17 protein-coding genes are annotated in these 22171 nt (G+C 39.6%); 8 read left to right on the forward strand and 9 right to left on the reverse strand.

What is annotated here, in order from left to right; translation table 11 throughout:
- Positions 1-3: 3 nt before the first annotated feature.
- The 4 genes from HQK88_14610 (at position 4) to HQK88_14625 (ending at position 6714) form a co-directional block, all read left to right on the forward strand.
- Positions 4-702: a glycosyltransferase family 2 protein gene (locus tag HQK88_14610; GenBank protein MBF0618030.1), complete on the forward strand. Its 699-nt coding sequence runs from the start codon at positions 4-6 to the stop codon at positions 700-702.
- Entirely contained in the window at positions 702-1061 is a 360-nt protein-coding gene (locus tag HQK88_14615) for a DUF2304 domain-containing protein (protein ID MBF0618031.1), read from the forward strand. The genes HQK88_14610 and HQK88_14615 overlap by 1 nt, the downstream gene beginning before the upstream one ends.
- Positions 1058-5176: an Eco57I restriction-modification methylase domain-containing protein gene (locus HQK88_14620; GenBank protein MBF0618032.1), complete on the forward strand. Its 4119-nt coding sequence runs from the start codon at positions 1058-1060 to the stop codon at positions 5174-5176. The genes HQK88_14615 and HQK88_14620 overlap by 4 nt, the downstream gene beginning before the upstream one ends.
- Before the next feature lie 116 nt (positions 5177-5292).
- Positions 5293-6714, forward strand: a complete 1422-nt coding sequence (locus tag HQK88_14625; protein MBF0618033.1) for a PAS domain S-box protein — start codon at positions 5293-5295, stop codon at positions 6712-6714.
- 23 nt (positions 6715-6737) lie between these two features.
- On the opposite strand, the gene HQK88_14630 is transcribed toward HQK88_14625, so the two are convergent.
- The 9 genes from HQK88_14630 to HQK88_14670 all read right to left on the reverse strand — a co-directional run bounded on the left by HQK88_14630 (position 6738) and on the right by HQK88_14670 (position 16833).
- A complete protein-coding gene (locus tag HQK88_14630; GenBank protein ID MBF0618034.1) occupies positions 6738-8372 on the reverse strand; it encodes a methyl-accepting chemotaxis protein in 1635 nt (544 codons plus the stop codon).
- A 220-nt stretch (positions 8373-8592) separates the two neighbouring features.
- Positions 8593-10881: a patatin-like phospholipase family protein gene (locus HQK88_14635; GenBank protein MBF0618035.1), complete on the reverse strand. Its 2289-nt coding sequence runs from the start codon at positions 10879-10881 to the stop codon at positions 8593-8595.
- 326 nt (positions 10882-11207) lie between these two features.
- On the reverse strand, positions 11208-11702 hold the full coding sequence (locus tag HQK88_14640; GenBank protein ID MBF0618036.1) for a DUF4416 family protein: 495 nt from the start codon (positions 11700-11702) through the stop codon (positions 11208-11210).
- Positions 11703-11735: 33 nt separating this feature from the next.
- The gene (locus tag HQK88_14645) at positions 11736-12266 is read right to left on the reverse strand and encodes a TlpA family protein disulfide reductase (protein ID MBF0618037.1); all 531 of its coding nucleotides are present in this window, start codon (positions 12264-12266) and stop codon (positions 11736-11738) included.
- Positions 12267-12303: 37 nt separating this feature from the next.
- Positions 12304-14757: an ATP-dependent Clp protease ATP-binding subunit gene (locus HQK88_14650; protein ID MBF0618038.1), complete on the reverse strand. Its 2454-nt coding sequence runs from the start codon at positions 14755-14757 to the stop codon at positions 12304-12306.
- Positions 14758-14897: 140 nt separating this feature from the next.
- On the reverse strand, positions 14898-15143 hold the full coding sequence (locus HQK88_14655; GenBank protein ID MBF0618039.1) for a cell division topological specificity factor MinE: 246 nt from the start codon (positions 15141-15143) through the stop codon (positions 14898-14900).
- A 3-nt stretch (positions 15144-15146) separates the two neighbouring features.
- Positions 15147-15929: a septum site-determining protein MinD gene (gene minD, locus HQK88_14660; GenBank protein ID MBF0618040.1), complete on the reverse strand. Its 783-nt coding sequence runs from the start codon at positions 15927-15929 to the stop codon at positions 15147-15149.
- 11 nt (positions 15930-15940) lie between these two features.
- Positions 15941-16549: a septum site-determining protein MinC gene (minC, locus tag HQK88_14665; GenBank protein MBF0618041.1), complete on the reverse strand. Its 609-nt coding sequence runs from the start codon at positions 16547-16549 to the stop codon at positions 15941-15943.
- Between the two features lie 89 nt (positions 16550-16638).
- A complete protein-coding gene (locus HQK88_14670; protein ID MBF0618042.1) occupies positions 16639-16833 on the reverse strand; it encodes a hypothetical protein in 195 nt (64 codons plus the stop codon).
- Positions 16834-16983: 150 nt separating this feature from the next.
- On the opposite strand from HQK88_14670, the gene HQK88_14675 reads away from it, so the two are divergent.
- The 4 genes from HQK88_14675 to HQK88_14690 all read left to right on the forward strand — a co-directional run bounded on the left by HQK88_14675 (position 16984) and on the right by HQK88_14690 (position 21820).
- Entirely contained in the window at positions 16984-17880 is an 897-nt protein-coding gene (locus tag HQK88_14675; GenBank protein ID MBF0618043.1) for a DnaJ domain-containing protein, read from the forward strand.
- A 132-nt stretch (positions 17881-18012) separates the two neighbouring features.
- Positions 18013-21126, forward strand: coding sequence for a tetratricopeptide repeat protein (locus tag HQK88_14680; GenBank protein MBF0618044.1), 3114 nt, complete (start codon positions 18013-18015; stop codon positions 21124-21126).
- Positions 21127-21138: 12 nt separating this feature from the next.
- Positions 21139-21345, forward strand: coding sequence for a hypothetical protein (locus HQK88_14685; protein MBF0618045.1), 207 nt, complete (start codon positions 21139-21141; stop codon positions 21343-21345).
- Complete coding sequence (locus tag HQK88_14690) at positions 21338-21820, forward strand: hypothetical protein (GenBank protein ID MBF0618046.1); 483 nt, start codon at positions 21338-21340, stop codon at positions 21818-21820. The genes HQK88_14685 and HQK88_14690 overlap by 8 nt, the downstream gene beginning before the upstream one ends.
- Positions 21821-22171: the final 351 nt, after the last annotated feature.

Below are 22171 nucleotides of genomic sequence, written 5' to 3' on the forward strand. Positions count from 1 at the left end.
GCAGTGAAAAAAACACTAATCATAATACCAGCCTATAACGAGGAAAAAAACATTGGTGCAGTGTTAGACGGCATCAGGGATTCACAGCCTGACATAGATGTTGTAGTGGTAAATGATGGCTCTTCAGATCAAACCGGAGAGGTAGCCCGAAGCCGCACAGTAACGGTGTTAAATCACACGTTTAACCTTGGCTACGGAGGAGCGTTGCAAACGGGTTTCAGGTTTGCGCTTTCAAAACGCTATGAGTATGTTGTCACTATGGATGGCGATGGCCAACATGACAGCTCTTCAATTAAAAATCTCTTTGAGGCACAAGTGGCAACAGGGGCAAATGTAGTACTGGGAACGAGGTTTTTATCCAAAGGTTATGAGATGGGAGCTGTACGCAGCCTTGGAGTGGCACTATTTAGATACATAACGCGCCTCTACACTGGTATAAAATTTACAGACCCGACAAGCGGTTTTCAGCTTTTGGATAAATCCGTGTTTTCCTACCTTTCTAAAGGTGATAACTACCCGATGGATTATCCCGATGCTAACACCATAATACTGCTTCACAGGAAAAAGTTCAAAGTGGTGGAGGCACAGGTCAACATGTTTCAGCGCCGTGAGGGTACATCTATGCACAGCGGGCTCAAGCCGATAGGATATGTTATGAAGATGATGCTTGCCATCATAATGGTAGTCCTCAGGAGGGATTAATGTCAACAGGTTCAAGGCTATTAATTGTGGTTTTGGGGGTTATCCTTTTTGCAATAATATTTGAACTGGTGCGCAGAAGAAAGTTCAGGGAAGAGCATTCGCTTTTATGGTTTGTCGTCAGCATCTGTATTATAAGCGGCGCTTTTTTGGATGATGTTGTAAACCGAATGGCCATGCTCCTTGGCGTTGGATATCCGCCTGTCATAGTGCTTGTGTTTTTAACTGTTTTACTTATCCTGTCACTTATGTACTTTTCGATAATTATATCCGACCTGAAAGGAAAAATTAAGGAGTTAAACCAGAAAATTGCCTTTCTTGAATATGAGATAAGTAATACTGGCCGGGAACTTAAAAAATGACAGATGATGTAAGAATTTTATATATAAATAATCAAAGCCTGTTTTCCAATAATTATCTTAAATTCCGTTTACAAAAACTGGACTTATGGAAAACTCAGGAAAGGAAAGCTCAGAACGTATTTGAAAACATACAAGCATATTATTACGATATGATTGCGCTAAGTCCCGGACCTGGCAGAGAGTCCGAGCTTGAGGATAAATTTATCAGACCTGTTTTATCCGCTCTGGGTTTTAAGTATTCCGTAGAGCCTGTTACAGAGAGAGGATACAAGGCAAAAAAAAGACCCGATTATGCGTTATTTAAAGATTCTGAATCACTTGAATCGGCAAGCGCAGATAAAAATAATCCGAGAAAATTCTTTTCTAATGCACTGACCATAGTTGAGGCAAAGTACTGGGGACGGCGTCTTAACGACATGGATAAAACTGACAGCCTTGACAGCAGAGACCCAACTGCTCAAGCTGTAAAATACCTTGAAGACGTCCATTATCACAGCGAGGGCAGAATAAACTGGGCAATACTTACAAACGGCAAACTGTGGCGGCTGTTTTATTACAGGGCAAGTTCAAAGTCGGGGAATTTTTATGAAGTTGACCTTGAAAAAATAATCACTAACAACGATATTAGCAGCTTTCTATACTTTTACTTGTTCTTTTCAAAAGATGCCTTCATTGAGGATTCCACTACTGGGAAATCATGGCTTGATCTGCATCTTAAAAGCTCTGAGGATTATGCCGTCAGAGTCAGCGAAAAACTCAAATTTTTAATTTTTGATAAAATATTTGAGACTCTTGCAGAGGGTTTTCTCCATTACAGAAAGACAGAGCTTTTCATAACTGTTGAGACCGAGGAGTCTAAGAAAAAGATGTTTAAAGGATGTCTCACTTTTTTGTACCGCCTGCTGTTTTTACTCTATGCGGAAAGCCGCAATCTTCTGCCCATGGATAACGACAGTTACAGAGGGGTCAGCCTGAGCGCTTTAAAAGGAGACATTGTAAGTGACATTTCCAAGCATGGCATTGGTGGGATGAGTAAAAGGTTGTTCAAGTATTGGGCACGGCTTGAGGGTCTTTTTAGTATAATCTCAAAAGGTGAGCCTGCTATGAATTTGCCAGTGTATAATGGCGGTTTGTTTGAAGTTTCAGAAGATAATATTTTAAAAGACCACAGAATACCTGACCCTTTTATAGCTGAGGTGGTAGAGCTTCTTACTGTGGACACAGATGATGAGCACTCAGTTGACTCAACATCATTTATAGATTATTCCTCACTTGGGGTACGGCATCTGGGTGATATATATGAGGGGCTTTTGGAGTTTCATCTGCAGATAGCCGGGGAGGCGGTAGCAGAGGCGAAAGAAAAAGGGAAATCGGTATGGAAAAAAGTTTCTGAGCTAAAATCTGGTATAAAAACAGGGAAAAGAAAGGAAACAGGAGACGCTTATATAGAAAACTCTAAACATGAGCGGAAAACAAGCGGTTCATACTATACGCCGCCTTATATCGTTGAGTACATTGTTAAAAACACGGTCGGCCAGGTGCTTGATGAGAAATTTATGAAAGCCGGTAACCTGATATCTGAACTAAGTGCTGTCAAAAGTTTAATAAAGAAACAGAAATCCACATCCTCGATACAAAACTATGCTGCTGAAATAAAAAGACTGGAGGATGCCGTATTTGAGACCGTGTTTGATATAAGGGTGCTTGATCCGGCGATTGGAAGTGGCCACTTTCTTGTGCACACTGTTGATTTTATATCTGACAGGATAGCAGCTTTTCTTTCAAAGCATCCGGAAAATCCTGTGATTAACAGAATTTACTCACTTAAAAGAGAAATAATGGAGGAAATTGCACGCCAGGGAGTCAGAATTGATGAAAACAAACTGACGGAAACAAGCCTTATAAAACGTGTTGTGCTGAAGCGCTGTATATACGGTGTGGACTTAAATGACATGGCTGTGGAATTGGCTAAGCTTTCTCTTTGGCTTGATTCTTTTACATCAGGTGCGCCACTTTCTTTTTTAGATCACCATTTAAAGTGCGGCAACAGCCTGATAGGCGTTATGGACATATCCAGTGTTGTGCTGCCCAACTCTGAGGCATTCTCAAAAGTGCAGCGTGCCCTGTCCTTTATGATTCAGGTATCGGAGTTAACCGATGCAACAGTAGATGAGACTCAAAAGAGTAAAAAATTCTTTAAAGAAGCTGACAGTGAGCTTGCTCCAATACGCAGAAGATTTGACGTCCATATTGCTAAACATTTTATGGTTACCGGAAATAATATAAGCCGGCTTGAGCGTTTAGCCTCCACACTGGATTTTGACAATGAACCTTATCCTGAGGTTGTTAAGGCATGTAAGGACGCACTTTTGATAGCAAAAGAGAAACGTTTTTTCCACTGGAAACTGGAGTTTCCTGAGGTTTTCTATTCAAATGCCGGTGAGCTCACAAATCCCGGTTTTGATTGTGTTATTGGAAATCCGCCGTATATAAACATTATGTTTATAAAAGACAATGAAATAGATTTTTTTAAGAAAACCTATATGGTTTTAAGAAGACGATTTGACCTTTATACATTATTCAGTGAGCGTTCATTATATTTACTGAAGACTTTAGGCTATCATGCGTTCATTGTTCCAAATAAAATACTAAGTGAAACCTATGCCTCATCTTTAAGAAAACTGTTCCTTGAAAAAGTTAAAATAAATTATATTTTGGATGTAAGTGAACTCAACATATTTCCTGAAGCTGCAGTAAAGCCAATAGTTTATGTTATAGAAAACAGGGCTGTTCCGGAAAACAAAATTGAAATTGAAACTCCGTTTAAAGATGATGTTTCAAATTTAAAGAAAAATCAAATTCCGCAAAATGATTTCTTGAATATTCCAGAGTTTAGAATAAGATTAAATTGGACAGAGACAATTAAAAACATAATACATAAAATTGATAAAACATCATTTCCGGCATCGAGAATTCTTTATGTAAGTTGGGGGGCTCAACCAGGATTTGTAGATAGATTTTTTTATGAAGGAATCGAACCCGAATGTGAAAATCCTGCCGGTAAATGTGAAGCCAAGCATTGCTTTTCAAAAAGGGGACTTTGTAAACCATTAGTAAAAGGAAGCTCCGTTGAAAGATATGGCATTATATATGAAAATTTACATATTATTTACGATACGCAAGCTCTGCACAGACCTGCCTTTCCAGGACTGTTTGAAAACGAAAAAATAATCAGCAGTAAAGTTACAGGGAAAAAAGGAATTGTTTCAGCATATGACGATAGCAGGTTCTATACTGATGATTCTTTGGTAAATTGCATTTTAAAATATCATCTGAAAGACATTGACTCCGGTATCCTAAGAGAACGAGGCATAAGATTCAGCGATGAGCAACGAGTGGAAAACGAAAAAAACAACAAAGTATATGACAGGGATTCGATAATTTACGAAAAAGATTTTTTAGAAAGTAAGGATTTTAGCTTATTTTTCTTGCTTTCACTTTTTAACTCTTCACTGATAGGATTCTATTATTTAAACTACGTAAGTGGTGAGCTAAACGTTTTTCCAGAGCATGTAAGAACATTACCGGTTAGTCATATATCGTTTACTACTGAGCCTGAGATAAGAAGTAAAATGCTAATTAATTTAACAACATTATATAATCAGAGAAAGTATAAAGAACTATCAGAGATAACAGACAATGAACTATCCTCACGCCGTAACGACACGATTCATGACCTGTTAGCATATCTTGCAAAACAGATGGTGGAAATGAATAAGGAAAAGAATGCAGAAAAGAAGGGATTTTTGAAATGGTTTGAGCGTGAAATCAAAGGACATATAGCTGAGCTAACCGGTAAAAGTTTGATAAGGCAGTATAATGACCATAAATTTGAAGAGATAATTGAAATACTCAGGAAAAACAAAATCAGGATTAAAATCAATCCTTCAAACAGAAAAATTCAAAACATGCTTGAAGCGGAGTTTACTAATAGCAACGCAATAATTGCTCCTCTGCAAACAAAAATAAACGAAACCGACAAACTGATAGACAGTATCATTTATAAACTTTACGATCTGACAGATGAGGAAATAAAAATTATCGAGAGCAGTTAACTGTTCCTTACCGACTCTATAATTTCGTAAAATTTAGCTATAATAAAGTTTTTAGTGGAATTTTTTGTTACAATCAATTACAATTACGCAGAGGCAGTTAATAAAAACAGGCGGATATGAGAAAGACAACTAAGATAAGTTATGCAACCGGGTTGCCGGGGAGCATTAGTTCTACGGCAGGGTGGTCTGATTTGTCGGAGCTTGATAACAGGTATCAGGCGATATTCAATACGGTAAGCGATGCTATATTTGTCTATGATGCCGTAATAGGTAAATTAACAGACGTTAACGACAAAGTTAAGGAATTATACGGCTACAGCCCAGAGGAGGCAATAAGCGTAAACCTTCAGGCGATAAGTGTCGGAGAGCCGCCATATGATTCTCAAAGGGCCGAGGAGCTAAAAGGATTGGCTTTGAATGGCGTTCCACAGAAATTTCAATGGCTCTCTCATGACCGTCTTGGAAATAGCTTTTGGGCTGAGATTAACCTTAAACTCATAACCATAAACAAGAGGAATTGTCTTATTGCTGTGGTGAAAGACATATCTCAAAGGCGAAGCCTTGAAGAGACAGGCAAGCGTTATGAGTTCATTGTAAACACATCCAAAGAGTTTATGACTTTAATAAACAGAAACTATATTTATGATGTGATAAATGCCTCCTATGGCAGGGCACACGGGAAAACCCCTCAAAATGTTATAGGTAAAAGCGTCCGTAAAGTCTGGGGAGCTGATGTGTTTAATACTGTGATAAAAAAGCATCTGGATAAGTGTTTTGCCGGTGAGGAGGTAAACTATCAGTCATGGTTTAATTTCCACACGCTTGGCCCCAGATTTCTTGACGTAACCTACTATCCATACTACAACCTCAACGGCCAGGTAACTCACGCAGTTGTTGTAAGCAGAGACATAACCGCTCACCAACAAGCTGAGGACATATTAGCAGAGGCATCAGATAATTTGAAAAAAACAGTAAACGGTGCGATAAAGGCTATTTCACTTATGATAGAGATGCGTGACCCCTACACGGCAGGACATCAGCGCAGGGTGTCTGACCTTGCTATGGAAATAGCAAAAGTGCTAAAGCTAAGCGATCATCAGGTAGAAGGCATTCGTATAACCGGTTTTCTGCACGATATAGGAAAGATAGTAGTGCCCGCCGAAATCCTTTCTAAACCTACAAAATTAAACGATTACGAACTTAACATTATAAAAATGCACTCACAAGTGGGTGCTGATATTTTACAGGGAATAGAATTCCCGTGGCCGGTTGCAAAAACCGTGCTTGAACACCATGAGAGGCTTGATGGCTCAGGGTATCCGATGGGGTTAAGGGGAAACGATATCTGTCTTGAAGCTAAAATAGTAGCTGTTGCCGATGTTGTAGAATCAATAGCTTCTCACAGACCATATCGGGCGGCTCTTGGAATTATAAGAGCTCTTGATGAAATCTCAGCCGGTAGAGGTATCCTCTACGAACCTAAAGTCGTTGATGTATGTACTAAGCTCTTTAGAAGCCACAAATTCAGATTTGACTGAAACCAGATCTTCTATCTAATTAACTACAGTCTGAATCCCGAAATAGAATCTTTCAGGTGGTGGGCTACCTGAGCTAATTCATTGGCCTCATTAAGCACGTCTGAGGATGCGTTTTCTATTTCCTGAGCAATTATGGATGTTTTTTCGATATTGCTTGATACGTCTTCGGAGGCGGCTGACTGCTGATCTATTGCAACGGCTATGTGGACTATTTCTTCACTGCCTCTTTTAACAGCGTCTTCTATAGTATTTAGGAATTCCCCCACCTGTTTAATATATGTGATTGCCTCGTTTACCTTTTGTGAGGACTCCTCCATAGACCTGGCTGTTTCTTGTGCCTCATTCTGCACAGCGCTTATTCTGTCGGTTATCTCAACAGTGGCTTTAATGGTCCGTTCGGCAAGTTTACGTACCTCATCGGCAACAACGGCAAATCCTCTGCCATGCTCCCCGGCACGTGCTGCCTCTATTGCGGCATTTAGTGCAAGCAGGTTTGTCTGATCTGCTATCTCTTTAATTACTGTGACAATGTCTCCAATCTCAGATGATCTTGAATTAAGTTTTTCTACCATTTCTGCCAAATCTTTTGTTGAATTATATACCTGATCAACTGTCTCTATGGCTGCTTTCGATATTGTATTGCCCTCACCGGCTATCTTCATAGCCTCCTGAGTTGTCTGAGACGTGGCTGCGGCATTTTTTGAGATGTCTGATATGGTTTGACTCATCTCCTCAGCTGACGTTGCTATTTGTGCGGCCTGCATTGCCTGATTTTTAGTCCCCTCTATCATCTTTTCCGCTATTTGTTTTACCGTCCCAACTGCCGTAACGACATCGTTTGCCGAGCTTATCACTCCACCCACTATTGCTCTTAGAGACATTCCCATCTTGGTTACGTCTGATGACAAACACCCTATTTCATCACTGCCATGCCGTGTCGTCTCATCAATAGCAAGGTTACCATTGGCTATCTCTTCAACCGTACCTGTTATCGCAAAAAGCCTGCCGGTTATATTTTTTATGATTTGCCAAAACACAATGGCTATTATCAGGGTGACAATTACCAAAACCATTGTTAAATATTTGGCGTGAGCCCAGAATTTATCGTTTATATCATCAATATAGACACCGGAGCCGATTATCCAGCCCCATGGCTCAAAGCCCTTTACGTATGAAATCTTTGGAGCTAAAACTGTTGAATTGGGTTTAGCCCATATATATGGCACAAACCCGGCCTTGTTCTTTTTAACCTCATTAACAAATTCGACAAATAGTTTTGTTCCTTTGGGGTCTTTAAAATCCGAAAGATCCTTACCGTCAAGCTCTGGTTTATATGGATGCATAATCATCGTCGGGTGCATATCATTTATCCAGAAATACTCCTTCTCTTCATATCTGAGGGCTTTAACCATAGTCATTGCAGACTTTTTGGCTTCATCCTCAGTCATTTTACCGTCCTTAGCTTGTTTATAGTAATAGTCCAACACGCTGTAAGCCGTATCTACCAGATGTTTTTGCTTAGTTTTTTTCTCTTCCTCAAGTGATCCTCTAAGTACTCCCAACGACACTGCTATCACCGAGATAATCCCTAATACACACAACAAAAGGGCAAGCATCAGCTTTGTTTTAACCCTGAGATTCCTTATAAAATCTAACACAGCACTACCTCCCGAATGTATTTTTCGTTTATCTTATATATCCAACCAACCAAACACACCGCCACTACAAAAAGTATCTCAGATATTAGCAGATTAATATAATATAATGCAATACGCAGAGCTGCCCTGATAAAGCAGACAGCAGCCTGTTATAAACACAGCTGGCTGCTGTCAACATGAGTCAATTTATACTGTTAACACTATCAGCGTGTTAATGTGTTTAAATCCATGAAAAAAGTGAGTTAAATTTTTTCATAATCTTCAATATTATGAGATTGTGGTCTGCTGCTTCTTTCAACTCTTTTTTAATATTATTATCTACATCTTTATTACATATCGCCATGCCTTTTTCAAGAAACCTCCAATTAGTACGTGCAACCGACCTGTCTGTAAAGTCCTTAAAGTCATCTGGCATCATCTTTTCAGTCATGAGATAACCGCTTGTCATCAGAGAGTGGGCTTCGATATCACTAAATGAGTCAAGATCAGTTCGAATATTTGAGAGGTACTCCTGACACTCTTTGTTTATACCATAAGAAGTTAGTGGTGATTTAGTTTTCTTTTCTGAGGGAAGTTCACAGCCAATCCAGTCAACAGGATCCGCCTCGAGTTCTTTTTTCAAATGTAAAAACAGTAATCCTTGTAACAAAGATGAGTGTTTTCTTGCATACAATTCATCAAATTGAGCGCCTCGAAGGCGTGCCTGAAGGATGCTGTTTGAGCGCATGCCTGCTGATATTGGGTTGCCGGCAGGCGTATCTTCTGAACTCATTTGCCCGCTTGCGTCACTGACAATTAAGACAGTACAATTTTGCTCTAGTAACGAGGCGCTTCCCTGATTATCGTTAACTCCACCATCCACAAGACGTACCACCTTGTCTTTATATAAATCTTTTAGCTCAATAGGTTCAAATACGGCAGGTACGCAAGTTGAGGCTGCAACAGCACGGCCAAGACTGAATTTCTGGTATTTTGGAGGTGCATCCTCATAATACAAACGTCTTAACCTGTAATTGGCGTCAACTTCTGAGTCAATCCCTGCTGGTGGTTCTCCCATCCATGTAGCAGTGAATTGGAAATTATGGCCAGTATTCAGGGCAGTTGTGTTAAGTATGAGAATCGGCACATTTGCTTTTCGCAGCCAATTTCCATCTTTCGGATTAAAATTCTCCTGAGGTACCCCTGTAGCATCTAATGGCGTTACAACTAAGTCATTAATCCATCGCTCTTTATCATTTTTTCCATCTTTAACTTTTGAAAATATTTGTTTCTCGTACATCTCTCCTAAACATTCAGTTAGTGATTTTGTTATGTTTGTCAATTTATAAGTTACAGCTTTTTTTAGAATGTTTGCCTGTACACCTGTAAGAAACTCATCCTCTATTTCGTGTACTATCTTAATATAGTCATCACGATCAATTTTGCTATCAGGCATTGTTTGAAGTAAATTGCGGAGCTTCAGATAGTAATGTGCGCCTATTATCGAACCACCGGACACACATGATATAACATCTACGTGTCTTAAAATATCACACTCTGCAAGTTTAGCCAAAACCCCGATATGAAACAAAGATGCCCGAAACCCGCCGCCTGATAAGGCAAGCCCTACTTTACCTATGAATACGGACTTTACAGCCGTTTTATCACCAAGAAAATCTTCTAAAACTACCCAAGCTTTTGTTTTATCATCCGGGCTTATATCTATACCCTTAAAACGCGCTAAAGAAACGAGTTGCTTTGCTGTTGATTCATATTCCCAGTCAAGCTCTTCTTTGATCTTTTTAGCTCTCTTAAAATATTCACGCGCATCATCATAGCATTCCAGGCCAAAATAAGCCTCAGCAATTGTTACTAAAAACCACCAGTCATTGTTTAAAAACTCATTACCTTGTTTTGAAGGTAAATCTGGAAGTGTTTTGATTATATCATTACGAATCTCATCAGCTTTTTTGCGTCTGTTTTCGGCAGTCTCAGTTGAGGTTTCTGCTTTTTGGGCAGTTCTTTCCTCTATATAGGCAAGAGCATCAAGGACAAAAGCTGCATTAATAGCCGTATATCCGTAGTCTTTCTCAACACCATGTTTATATCCGCGCATATAATATGCCAATGAAAGTTCAAGGATACTTTTATTAGCTTCTGTCAGCCATTTGTATTTATAAACTGCTCCGGCTATTCCAAGTGTTTCCTGACTTTTTGTATTTTTAAGGTCACAATTGTCAGTAAGAATTTTTATAGTATCGTCAAACTTTGAATCATTTGCCAAATCTGGGTCTTTGTAAGTACAAAGGGCAAGTTGTTGAGCTAATTTTAAAGATAGTTTGTCTTTTTCATTAGATGGGTCCAACTTTGATAATTCAGTTTGTGCAATTTCAAGCACTTCTCTGGCTAGCCAAAAGACCCTTTCCTTTTTAAGACTTTTGATTAATTCGATAGCCTCCGTTGCCTCAAATCTTTCACGAGCTATTACCCGTTTTTTAATATCCTCTACAGATTTACTTTTTTGCCTCATAGTTTCGTCTCCCCTTACCTTAGTATTTGTTTACGAATATACGCTTGTGGGTTCTTTGCATGTTAATGTTCTGTCATAGCAGAACTAAAATAAACACAGTCTGCTATGTAATGATTAATGTTTTCCACAGGCTTTATTTTATATGTTTTTTGTATTATTTTGCAAGAATTTGTTAAACCCCACGTTGGAGCAACAAACACCGTGTTTCAGGGGAGTGGGGTTTCAGGGGAAGGGCAGAGCCACTCTTAAAAAGGAGCATAAAGATATATCAGATAACATATTGATAACAATAGGTGATTTGGCAACGTAATTTTTCTGTATTAATGTCATTTTCCTAACAATTTATCTTTAAACAATTTACGCACTTTGTTTAAAAGCTTAAGAGTCTCACACTTTGTAAAATCCGTATAAGTGAAAAGATATGGTTTGAAGTTATCCCTCAAATAGATTAAAGTTGTCTCGGCATATATTCCGTTTTTCAGATATATCCTGTGTGCACGGTTTTTGGTTGTTGGTAGCACCACTTTGGCAAGGGTCAGATAGCCTGGGTCTATGTTTATTTTTCTACTGCCATCAATTGAGAGAGCTTTCTCAATCGCGATTGTCTTTAGTTTGGTCTCAGCAATTAATCCGGTGCTTATTAAATTGTCAAAGAAAACAAAACGCCTCTTTATGGGTGAGCCAAGCTCATTGGCATAATAAACTGAATGGTCCCATAGAGTTTCATCAGATTCAATGGAAATCTGACCAAACTCAGCAGTTAATAACTCCTCTGCCTGCTCAAGATACGTATTGTGAGCGTATAGAAGACCGGCGAACAAAACCCCCTGTTCAGATTCCCCGGATGGAGGCAATTATATCCGGCTTAGCAATTCACTAAGCAGCTCTTTTCCTGATGAGGTCTGCCAGTCCAGAGGCCCCAGTATACGTCTAACTACAATTCCGTTTTTATCTATCAGATAGGTCTCAGGCACTCCGGTAAGCCCAAATGAACGGGCTGCACCGCTTGAATCCGTATAAACCGGAAAGTCATACTTATGCTTTTTCATAAAACTCTGTGCCGATGACATATCATCTCTGAATAAGACGGTCACTATGTTTACGTTCTGGCCGGATTTCTCATCATTGTAAAAACTTTGCAAAGACGGTATTTCATCCTTGCAAGAGGGACACCATGTTGCCCAGAAATTAATTATTAAGGGCTTTCCTTTGAACGCATCATAAGTTACCGCTTTGCCGCCTGAGTCGGTAAATGTAAAAGCTGGTACCGTTGTGCCCTCTACCATGTTTATGTTTGCTACCTGTCCCTTTTTCTTGCCAAGCTGTAAGACAACAACCGCAGCCACTATTAACACCCCAAGTATCAAAGCCTTTGATGTTTTCATCTAATTGCGCTTACCTTTGCATATTTCATGTATCACTTTAATTAACTCCTCCTAAGTCTATGGCAGCAAACTCTAAATCCTCTGCCTCTGTAAACGCCGGTGCATTGTCCCGTAACACTATCCGCAGTTTGCTGATGTTTTTAAAGCTGCCCTTTAAGATCTCCTCAGAAAGCTGGTCATCAATTTCTTTCTGTATAGCTCTTCTCATAGGCCTTGCACCGTATGCCGGTTGATAGTATTTCTCAATCAACCAGTCTTTTACAGTGTAGTCAAGCTCTATGTACAGATCCTGGTCTATAAGCTGTTTGTTAGTATCTCCTATAAGTAAGTCAATTATTGAGTACAAGTCAGCTTTTTCCAGCGGGTGAAACACCACGGTTTCATCTATCCGGTTCAGAAACTCAGGATTAAAGGTCTTTTTCAGTTCATCTAAAACTGTGTCTTTCAGCTTTGAGTAAACGTCAGACTTAGCTTTCCTTTGAAATCCAAGAGGAGTAGCCTTTTCTATTAACCTTGCACCCAGATTTGAAGTCATTATTATGACGGTGTTTTTAAAATCCACCTTTCTACCGGAACTGTCGGTAAGAACGCCATCATCCAGAATCTGAAGCAACACGTTAAACACATCGTAGTGGGCTTTTTCAAGTTCATCAAACAGAACAACCGAGTAGGGTTTTTTCCTAACCTTTTCAGTTAACTGTCCTCCGTCGTCGTATCCGATGTAGCCGGGAGGTGCGCCCGTAAGACGCGACACATTGAACCGCTCCATATACTCAGACATGTCCAGTTTTATCAGAGCCTTCTCATCGTTAAACAAAAACTCGGCAAGTGCTCGTGCCAACTCTGTTTTTCCAACCCCTGTGGGTCCAAGAAAGAAAAATGACCCAACTGGTTTCCTTCTGTTTTTTATTCCGGCTCTTGAGCGCCGAATTGCCCTGCACACGGCGCTTATGGCATCGTCCTGAGAGATAATTCTTTTGTGGATTTCATCCTCCATGTGTAAGAGCCGCTCTGTCTCCTCCTCCTCAAGTCTGGAAAGAGGGATACCTGTCATCTTGGAAACCGTATAAGCTATATCATCCTCTGCAAGTACAGAGATCTCCCTGCTGAGGTTTTCTTGCCACTTTCTTTGTGTAATATAGTGGAGTTTCTTGTGTTTTTCCTCTTCGCCTCTTACGGCTGCTGCCCGTTCTATGTCGTTTAATTTTATATACAGGGCTTTTTCCTTGTACAGCCTTTCAAGGTCTTTCTCTATGTCTCTAAGTTCCTCAGGAGGTGTGAAACGCTTTAACTTAATACGTGAACCAGTCTCATCTATAACGTCAATTGCCTTATCTGGGAGGTTTCTGTCAGTGATGTAGAGGTCAGAAAGCTTAGCAGCCGCTGCAATAGCGGCTCCGGTTATCTTCACACCGTGATATGACTCGTACCGGCTCTTTAAACCGCTCAGTATTCTTATTGTGTCTTCAACTGTGGGCGGCTGTATGTAAATTGGCTGAAAACGCCTTTCAAGTGCGCCGTCTTTCTCGATGTACTTCCGGAATTCGTTTGACGTTGTGGCTCCTATGCACTGTATCTCTCCCCTTGAAAGGGCAGGTTTAAGCATACTTGAGGCATCCACTGAGCCCTCTGCAGCCCCAGCTCCAATCAGCGTGTGAAACTCATCAATAAACAGAATTATATTGTCAGACTGCCGTATTTCTTTCATAATCACTTTTAGTCTTTCTTCAAACTGCCCTCTGTACTTGGTGCCGGCTATCATAGCGCCTAAATCAAGTGAGATTATTCTCTTTCCTATCAGATTTTCCGGTATGTCACCTGTGTTGATTTTGTGTGCCAACCCCTCAACAACAGCGGTCTTTCCAACTCCGGGTTCACCAACAATGGCCGGATTATTTTTTATCCTGCGTCCTAAGACCTGTAAAATCCTCTCTATCTCGTCCTCACGCCCTATCACAGGGTCAAGAAGCCCCTCGGCAGCCATCTGAGTGAGATCTCTGCCAAACTCATTCAGAGCCGGTGTGTTGGTTTTCCTTACCTTTGTAAACGCCTGACCCCTCATAGACAGGTTTATGGTCAACTGCCTTGCCCCAAGGAGGTTTGCTCCGAGGCTTCTCAATATCTTACCACCTATACCGTCATCCTCACGAATCAACCCCAAAAGAAGGTGCTCGCTCCCTATGTAGTTATGTCCCAGTAGCCGTGCCTCTTCAACAGCCAGTTCCAGTACTTTCTTAGCGCGTGGAGTAAAGGGTATCTCACCAAACGTCAGAAGATTTGAACCGGCGGGAAGGTTCCTCTCCACCTCCATGCGTAAATCCTCGGTTGCAACTCCCATCTTGCGCAGTATCGTAACAGGCAAGCCGTCTTTATCCCTGAGGACCGCTAAAAGCAGATGCTCTGTACCAAGATAATCGTTCTGCCTGCTCTCAGCCTCTTCTTTTGCATATATTATTACTTTTCTGCCTCTTTCAGTAAATTTTTCAAACATCATTCACACCTCTGTTAGTTCTTACCTTACGCCGTTTGCAATGTCACTGCCTTTTATTTGTCCCACATATATAACATAAATTTTCCATATCTTAGTTGTCAATATCAAAATGCTCCCTTATTTTTTAGAATAAAATGTTTTTAGTTATTTTTTGTAAATGGAATACTTATTGACAATTCTATATACTTATTTTCATTCATGACCTCAAGCTCTATCCTGCTTGTATCCAACTGTTGATACTTAGCAAAGAGTGATTCCACATCGCCTCTGACACTTTCTATAAAATTAACAGGCAGGCCTTTTCTTTCATAAGAGAGCACCATTTTTAATCTCTCCTTAGCCTTATCAGAGGAAGTAGCTTTCTTAAAATAACTGAATATGGACATGGTTTAGCCCCTCCATAACCAACTAAAAAGTCCTTTATTATTTTTTAGTTCATCAAACGGAATATCCTTTCCCTCCATCCGATGAGCTACATTCATCAGTGCATTTGCCACTAAAGAGTTTTTTGAAAGCACAATAGGCTCCCCTTTGTTGGTATAGTCCACCATTTTTTCGTCATCAGGGATAACTCCAATTTTTTTGATATGCAGGATATCCTCGATATCCTCAACGGAGAGCATTTCGCCCTTTTTAACCTGATGAATCTTTATCCGGTTTACAAGCAGCCTTATATGGGTTTTTTCCATAGACTCAAGAAGCCCGATAATTCTGTCAGCGTCCCTTACAGAGGAAACCTCAGGGTTTACCACCACTATGGCCTCCTCAGCCGGAGTTGCCGCAGTTATAAACCCGCCCTCTATCCCAGCCGGGGAATCAATGAATATGTAGTCAAAGTTATCCCTTACCGTGTTTATGATTTCCATGAGTTGTTCCGGTTTAACTGCTTCTTTGTTTTTTGTTTGTGAAGCCGGAAGCAGACACAGCGGGTATCCTCTTTTATCTTTAACGAATGCTTTTTCTGCTTTAACCGTGCCGTTAACAATATCTACAATATCATAAACTATTCTTTTTTCCAGCCCCAGAATCATATCAAGGTTTCTAAGGCCAATATCGGCATCCAAAGTTAACACTCTCTTTCCAAGCATTGCCAGTGCTGTTCCCAGGTTTGCGGTTACAGTGGTTTTCCCTACTCCGCCTTTCCCCGATGTTACTACTATTATTCTTGACATTATAAAGACTCCTATACTTTTTCTATGTTTATAGAGTTATCAGTTATGTATGCTTTTTCCGGGATATCCGGCAGCTCATCAATGTTGTCAGGGGATTTAGCGATATGGTTAGCGATTCTTAACTGTTGAGGTTTTAAGTTAAGAGACACTACCATTGCCGTTTCATCGCCTGAGGCGCCAGCGTGAGCCACTCCTTTCATCGTGCCCAATACAATTATATTGCCTGTGGCAACAATGTATGCGTTAGCGTTAACAGTGCCAAAAATCAGGACATCACCATCGTATTCAATTTTTTGCCCGCCGCGTATGGTTTGATTTAAAGTTAACAGCGATTTTTTGTGAGTAGTCTGAACATTAGCCTTGTTAGAGCTTTCTTTTGCATGAAAATCACTTTTAATTTCTAACAGTATGGCATTATGCTGTTCAAATATCTTAAGGATTTTGTTTATATGGTTAGTTTCCAGAACAAGTCCATTGGTATTGATCAAAATCCTAGAGTTATTAAAAAATGGCGTATTCAGTCTCAGTTCAATCTCATCAATGTTTTCATCTGCTGTGAGGGTAGTATCTAAACTAAGTAAAAGTGCCGGAACTGTAACCCCTTTAACATCTACTCCCATAAGTTATAAAAATCCCCTGCTTTGCACACTTTATATTTGACCTCCGACAACATTTAGTTTATCATTGGTATTATAAAAAAAACAAGGAACTAATTGTCACTATTCTTAACAATGAGCCTTGATATCTTTGACAGCAGGCTTTTGGGGGATCTCTGTATTTTTAAATAGTTAGTTTTTATGTAATCCACAGCTGCGGCTATTGTAATCGTCATAATTACAACGGACATAAGAGTCGTTACTGTGTAAAACACTATATCCGGATGGTTGTCGTATAAGTTGTACATTTGAGAGTTCCCTTATGTGCTTTCCGGCCTCAGGTGGCCTGCCTTTATTATATCATTTTAGATGTTAAGAAAACGCGCATCTTGACAACTATCCGTAGTACGTGCAAAAATAGGTGGCTATAAAATAGTTTTCAAAAATTAGCTTTGCTTATGGATACCCACAACAGCAATAGCATTAATAAATCGTTAGAAGTGCTTGGACTTAACTCCAAAGCCAGCCCTGAGGAGATAAAGGAGGCCTACAAGGACCTTGTAAAAGTCTGGCATCCGGACAGGTTTGCGCATGACCCTAAACTTCAGAAAAAGGCAGGCGATAAGCTAAGTGAAATTAACGAGGCGTATCGCAATCTAAAAGATTATGACATTAAAAATGAGACCGGACAGACTGAGGAATCAGTTAAAGCCAGCTCAGAAGATACGAAAACCTCTGAAAAGAAGGAATCAGTCAAAGATACTCAAACCAAAACACAATCTCAGAGTAAGGCAACTAATAAGAGCAAACCCAGAGCTGCCACCCGCCCCATAAAACGTGCCGACATGTATGTATTAGAGCCGCAGTGGGCAAGACTGCTGGCACGGCTGTTTGATCTGTATAGTTTAAGTATGCCCTGTGGGTTTTTAGCAGGGGCAATGATTAAAAACACATTTCTTGATGGCTATATCACTCAGTTTTTTTTCACCATGCTTGTAATAACAGTTATGGAGTCTTTTATTTTGGCAACAACCGGTTCAACCGGCGGCAAGTACCTGCTTGGGATAAGAGTATTAAACGCAGAGGGTAAGAGTTTGACATTTACTGAGGCGCTCAGCCGGGAATTCCGTGTGTATGCTTATGGGTTTGTTTTGGGAATTCCTATTGTTTTTCTTTATACGATGGCCAGGGAGTATAAATTATTAAAGCGAAAAGGGGCAGCTTCATGGGATAGCAGCCTCAACCTCAAGGTATTGTACAGACGTACAAACAAACGTCAGATTTACATATTTTTGTTTCTGTTTGTTTTAATCATCGCTGCCTACTCATATGGCTTTGATATGATTTCAAGGTAAAAATGTAAAGTATTACTTCAAATAAATACTTGCGCTTTTCTTGTGTAAAATATTTCTTAACTATGGTATAATTGCAACAATAATCGTATTCTTGGGTTAACATATTTATCAGGAGAAATGGGGGGAAGCGCGATGTCAGTAATTGAAATAAAAAACGGCGATGCTACAGAGTTTCAACCTGAAATTGAAACTCTGCACAATGTTCATAGCTCTGGTAAAGATAATTACCAACCGGACAAAGCATGGCTCGAAAATCTCGGCCATAAATTATATAAGAGGTTTTTTCCTGGTGGTTACGCTGACAGAACTCCGCTGATTCTTGATTTAGCCCCAGGATTGGTTAATCTCCCGTGGGAATATCTCCATGATGGAAAGAAATTTATCGCCCTTAATCCCGGCATTGTCCGTCTCTATAAAAACGGTGGTAACGGGAATTCCAGTGCAATTAAAAAAGACCGCCTCAAAATGGCTGTTATGCTGGCCTCTCCTCTATTAACTTACGATCCTGAAGAGGTTACTCCAATTAATCCCGAAACAAAATTGATTGATCCATTTTACAACCAGCCCCATGTCTTAAATTTCAGACAGGAGGTCGAGAACTTTCTAAAACTGGATGGCAAGCCGTATCCAATTGATATAGATTTGCACAGAAGGACGCGTGACAGTGAATTTAGAAAAATTATAAATAAAGATTACGATATTATTCATTTTAGCGGCCACGGTAACGAAGGATCGTTATGTCTTGAAGACGGCATAGCTATGATTTTTAACTTTTTTGCTAATGATTTGAATAAAGTTGGGATTAATCAAAGAGTTAAACTGGTATTTCTAAATGGCTGCTTGACAGCGACTTGTGGCAAAAACCCAAATGATAAAAGTATGGCTGAGGCGTTTTTGTCAGAGAATATTCCATGGGTGATTGCTAATCAGTTTAGCATTAATGTTAAATCGGCAGGGCTGCTAACAGAGAGTTTTTATAAAAACATATCGGAGGGATTTACAATTGCGGATGCTCTCAGGCTTGCCCGCATAGATTTGGAGGAAAACGGACTTCTTCCCTGGGATTTTGGTATCCCGATTTTGTTTACCACACACTGTGATTTAGAAAAAGGTGAGTTACCGGTGTCAGAGGGAAAAGCGAAAGTAAAGACACGAGGCGGGCGGCTGTTAGAGGCCAAAGAGGAGCGATTTGCCGGACGGCGCAGGGAACTTATAAAAATAGCAAAAGTCTTTAATGGCGATGGCTACTTCAGGGGAGTGATGATTCATGGCGCCGGCGGAATGGGGAAAACTGCGTTAGCTCTTGAGGCGGCTCACAGATTCGGTGAAGATTTTGACGAAATAGTTTTTGCGAGCGCAAGAAAGGATGCCCCATCATCTGAGCTATCGAAAGCTAACCCTAAAGGTGCTGGGGTTTCCAGACTATCTGGAAGTGTACACGATTTTCTTTCACAAATAATGAGTGAACTAAGAAGTTTACATAAAGAGGTTAATTTACCGGAAGGTGCAGATTTTTTAAATATATGTAATGCAATATCAGAGACAATAGGAAACTGTGGCAATTCTCTTGTAATTTTAGATAATCTTGAGGACATTTTAAGAGATTTTGAAATAAGTAATGATACAGATGATAAACCTGTAGATGTTGATCCGAAATTTATTGAGTTTATAAACTCTCTGACAAAAGAAAAATGTAAAATCGTTCTGACCTCAAGGTATGATTTTACTAATTTACCGGTGGGTGAGTTTAAGCGTATAGCGTTAAAACCACTGGAGGGCCGTGAGCTTTCCGATTTCTTCATAGAGCTCTTTGACAGTAAACAGACTAAGCCAAATTATGAAGCTATCAACGCCATACTTTCAAAAACCGGAGGGCATCCGTTTACGATACGGCTTGCAATCGGGTGGCTTGAGGAGGGGTGGCCATTAGCAGAGATTTTTGAGCGATTTAGAGACACGACACAAAAGCCGTGGCAATATTTGGTAGCGGAATCTCTTAAACAAATGGGCGACAATGAAAACCGGCTATACCGTGCTCTAAGCCTGTTTTCAAAACATGGCACTAAAGATATGATTCGCAAAGTATGCGGATTAGATGAAACTATTTTTCAAAAAGCTCTGAGCAGACTACAGCGTTTTTCAATTATAACCAAAAGTTTTATTCCCATTTTAGAAACAAATTATTATAACTTAATTCCCATAGTCCGTGAACATGCCCAGAGATTATCCAGAGCTAACCCTGAGCAAGAAAGGGAAATGAAAGAAATATTCTGTGATTTAATTTTGAGAAATTTAGCAAATATAGAAAAAATGGTAGAGAATCCTGGATTGTATGAATATATTTATTTTAATTCTGAGTTGGGGAATATTGCTCAAGGCGCTGATTTTCTGCAATATTATGGTAAATGGGACGATGCTATAAATATCTATAGACCTTGTCTCGCAATGGTAAAATTAATTAAAAATGAAAATAACGAAGCTACATTATTCAACAATATTGGAACTGTGTATGAACTAAAAGGAGAGTGGGACAGGGCTATTGAGTTCTATAATAAAGCTATTAATATTTATGAGCGGTTAAGTGACATATATGGTTTGGCTCATACCTATGGGGACATGGGGAATACTTATCAATCTAAAGGAGAGTTAGACAGTGCTATTGAATTCTATAATAAATCCATTGAAATACTTGAGCGCTTAGGTGATATACATGTTGTGGCTTTGATCTACATGGGAATTGGTAATACTTATACTCAAAAAGGTGACTTGGACAGAGCTATTGAGTTCCATAATAAAGCTATTAGAATTCATGAGCAGTTGGGTGACATCCATCATTTGGCTCAGACCTATACAAATTTGGGTGTTTTTTATCAATCAAAAGGTGACTTGGACAGAGCTATTGAATTCTATGATAAATCCATTGAAATATTAGAGCGCTTAGGTGACACTCATAGTTTAGCCAAAACCTATATGAATATGGGTAATGTTTATAATTTAAAAGGAGAGTTGGAAAGAGCTATTGGGTTCTATAATAAAGCATCTGTTGTTTTTGAAAGCACAGGTGACATTCATACAGCCGGTATAACATATTTTAATATCGGAAATGTCTATATACAGAAAAATGATTTTACTTTAAGCAACGAATATATGCAAAAAGCCTATAACCTTTTTTTTAAATGTCACTCCCCATATTTAAAGAATACGGAGGAGGTATTAAAATTGTTAAAAAAATTTATAGAAAGATAAAGGAGAACTAACATGTCCAAACAACAATTTGATTGTAAACACTGTAAGAGCCCGTTTATTGCTGATTTGGCTGATATAAGAAGTAAAAGGAGAGGGATTGCAGTCAGAGGATTTGGAATTGACAACTCCAAAGCACCGGTTGACCTCAAATGTCCGCATTGTTCAAAATCAGCCTCTTATACAGAGGCCGACGGGAAAGAGGTAAATGCAAATGTCTGAAATAATTGACAATCCTCCACCAATAAAGCCGCTTGAAATAATCGAGGAGCCTGGAGATTTACATATAGAAGCAGTTAAAACACTTATAAAAGATTCCGTTAATTTTGTGGAATCGGCGGCAAGGCAAGTGGACACAATTAATGGGGTTTTAATCGGGATATATTTTCATGCCATAACGTACAACGGGATTAAACAAACCAATATATCGTATGAGTGGAAGGTGCTCTATTTTTTGCCGATTGTGTTTTGGCTTATAAGTCTTTTAGTCTCATTTTTAGTACATAGTCCACGGGGTAAAAAAGAACTATCCTATGCAAGCGAGGAAATAGCAACTCAGCACTTTAATCATTTTTTAGATAGAAAGTTTTGCTCTTATAAATTATCATTTGGTTTTTTTATTATCGGCTTAATCCTGCTTGCCGTAGTGCTCGTGCACTTTCTGTTTTTCTTACCGGTGGCGGAAAATATAAAGTAATATAAAGTTACGCTCAAAGCGATAACATTTTATAAATTCTTTAATCTGCTCATCTGTTTTGCGGGCGGAGTTCGCATTGAAACTTTTTAAGCTGCGGAACGCAGGTTAAAAAATTCTTTTATCTGGGCGCACACAGGGGCGCGCCCCTACACATAATGAAAAATCGCTATCAAAAAACCGAGGGGTCACGGGGGAATCATTTCCCCGTGCAGGAGGGTTAAAGGCTGACATTACCCGAATATTTTAGGATAATAATGGTCAGTCCTATATATATTAACGTTTAACAACGAAATAACCTTCTTGTATATAATCTCAATTTTCCTATATCCACTTACCAAAAGTTGTTGGAAT

It is taken from the genome of Nitrospirota bacterium (assembly GCA_015233895.1).
Classification (GTDB): Bacteria; Nitrospirota; Thermodesulfovibrionia; order Thermodesulfovibrionales; family Magnetobacteriaceae; genus Magnetomonas.

Bases quoted from the DNA above. Each gene is read 5' to 3' on its own strand.
- HQK88_14620 (MBF0618032.1), top strand. From the start codon at position 1,058: ATGACAGATGATGTAAGAATTTTATATATAAATAATCAAAGCCTGTTT.
- HQK88_14690 (MBF0618046.1), top strand. From the start codon at position 21,338: ATGTCTGAAATAATTGACAATCCTCCACCAATAAAGCCGCTTGAAATA.
- minC (MBF0618041.1), bottom strand. From the start codon at position 16,549: ATGGGAGTAGATGTTAAAGGGGTTACAGTTCCGGCACTTTTACTTAGT.
- HQK88_14625 (MBF0618033.1), top strand. From the start codon at position 5,293: ATGAGAAAGACAACTAAGATAAGTTATGCAACCGGGTTGCCGGGGAGC.
- HQK88_14615 (MBF0618031.1), top strand. From the start codon at position 702: ATGTCAACAGGTTCAAGGCTATTAATTGTGGTTTTGGGGGTTATCCTT.
- HQK88_14680 (MBF0618044.1), top strand. From the start codon at position 18,013: ATGTCAGTAATTGAAATAAAAAACGGCGATGCTACAGAGTTTCAACCT.
- minD (MBF0618040.1), bottom strand. From the start codon at position 15,929: ATGTCAAGAATAATAGTAGTAACATCGGGGAAAGGCGGAGTAGGGAAA.
- HQK88_14650 (MBF0618038.1), bottom strand. From the start codon at position 14,757: ATGTTTGAAAAATTTACTGAAAGAGGCAGAAAAGTAATAATATATGCA.
- HQK88_14645 (MBF0618037.1), bottom strand. From the start codon at position 12,266: ATGAAAACATCAAAGGCTTTGATACTTGGGGTGTTAATAGTGGCTGCG.
- HQK88_14655 (MBF0618039.1), bottom strand. From the start codon at position 15,143: ATGTCCATATTCAGTTATTTTAAGAAAGCTACTTCCTCTGATAAGGCT.
- HQK88_14635 (MBF0618035.1), bottom strand. From the start codon at position 10,881: ATGAGGCAAAAAAGTAAATCTGTAGAGGATATTAAAAAACGGGTAATA.
- HQK88_14670 (MBF0618042.1), bottom strand. From the start codon at position 16,833: ATGTACAACTTATACGACAACCATCCGGATATAGTGTTTTACACAGTA.
- HQK88_14685 (MBF0618045.1), top strand. From the start codon at position 21,139: ATGTCCAAACAACAATTTGATTGTAAACACTGTAAGAGCCCGTTTATT.
- HQK88_14675 (MBF0618043.1), top strand. From the start codon at position 16,984: ATGGATACCCACAACAGCAATAGCATTAATAAATCGTTAGAAGTGCTT.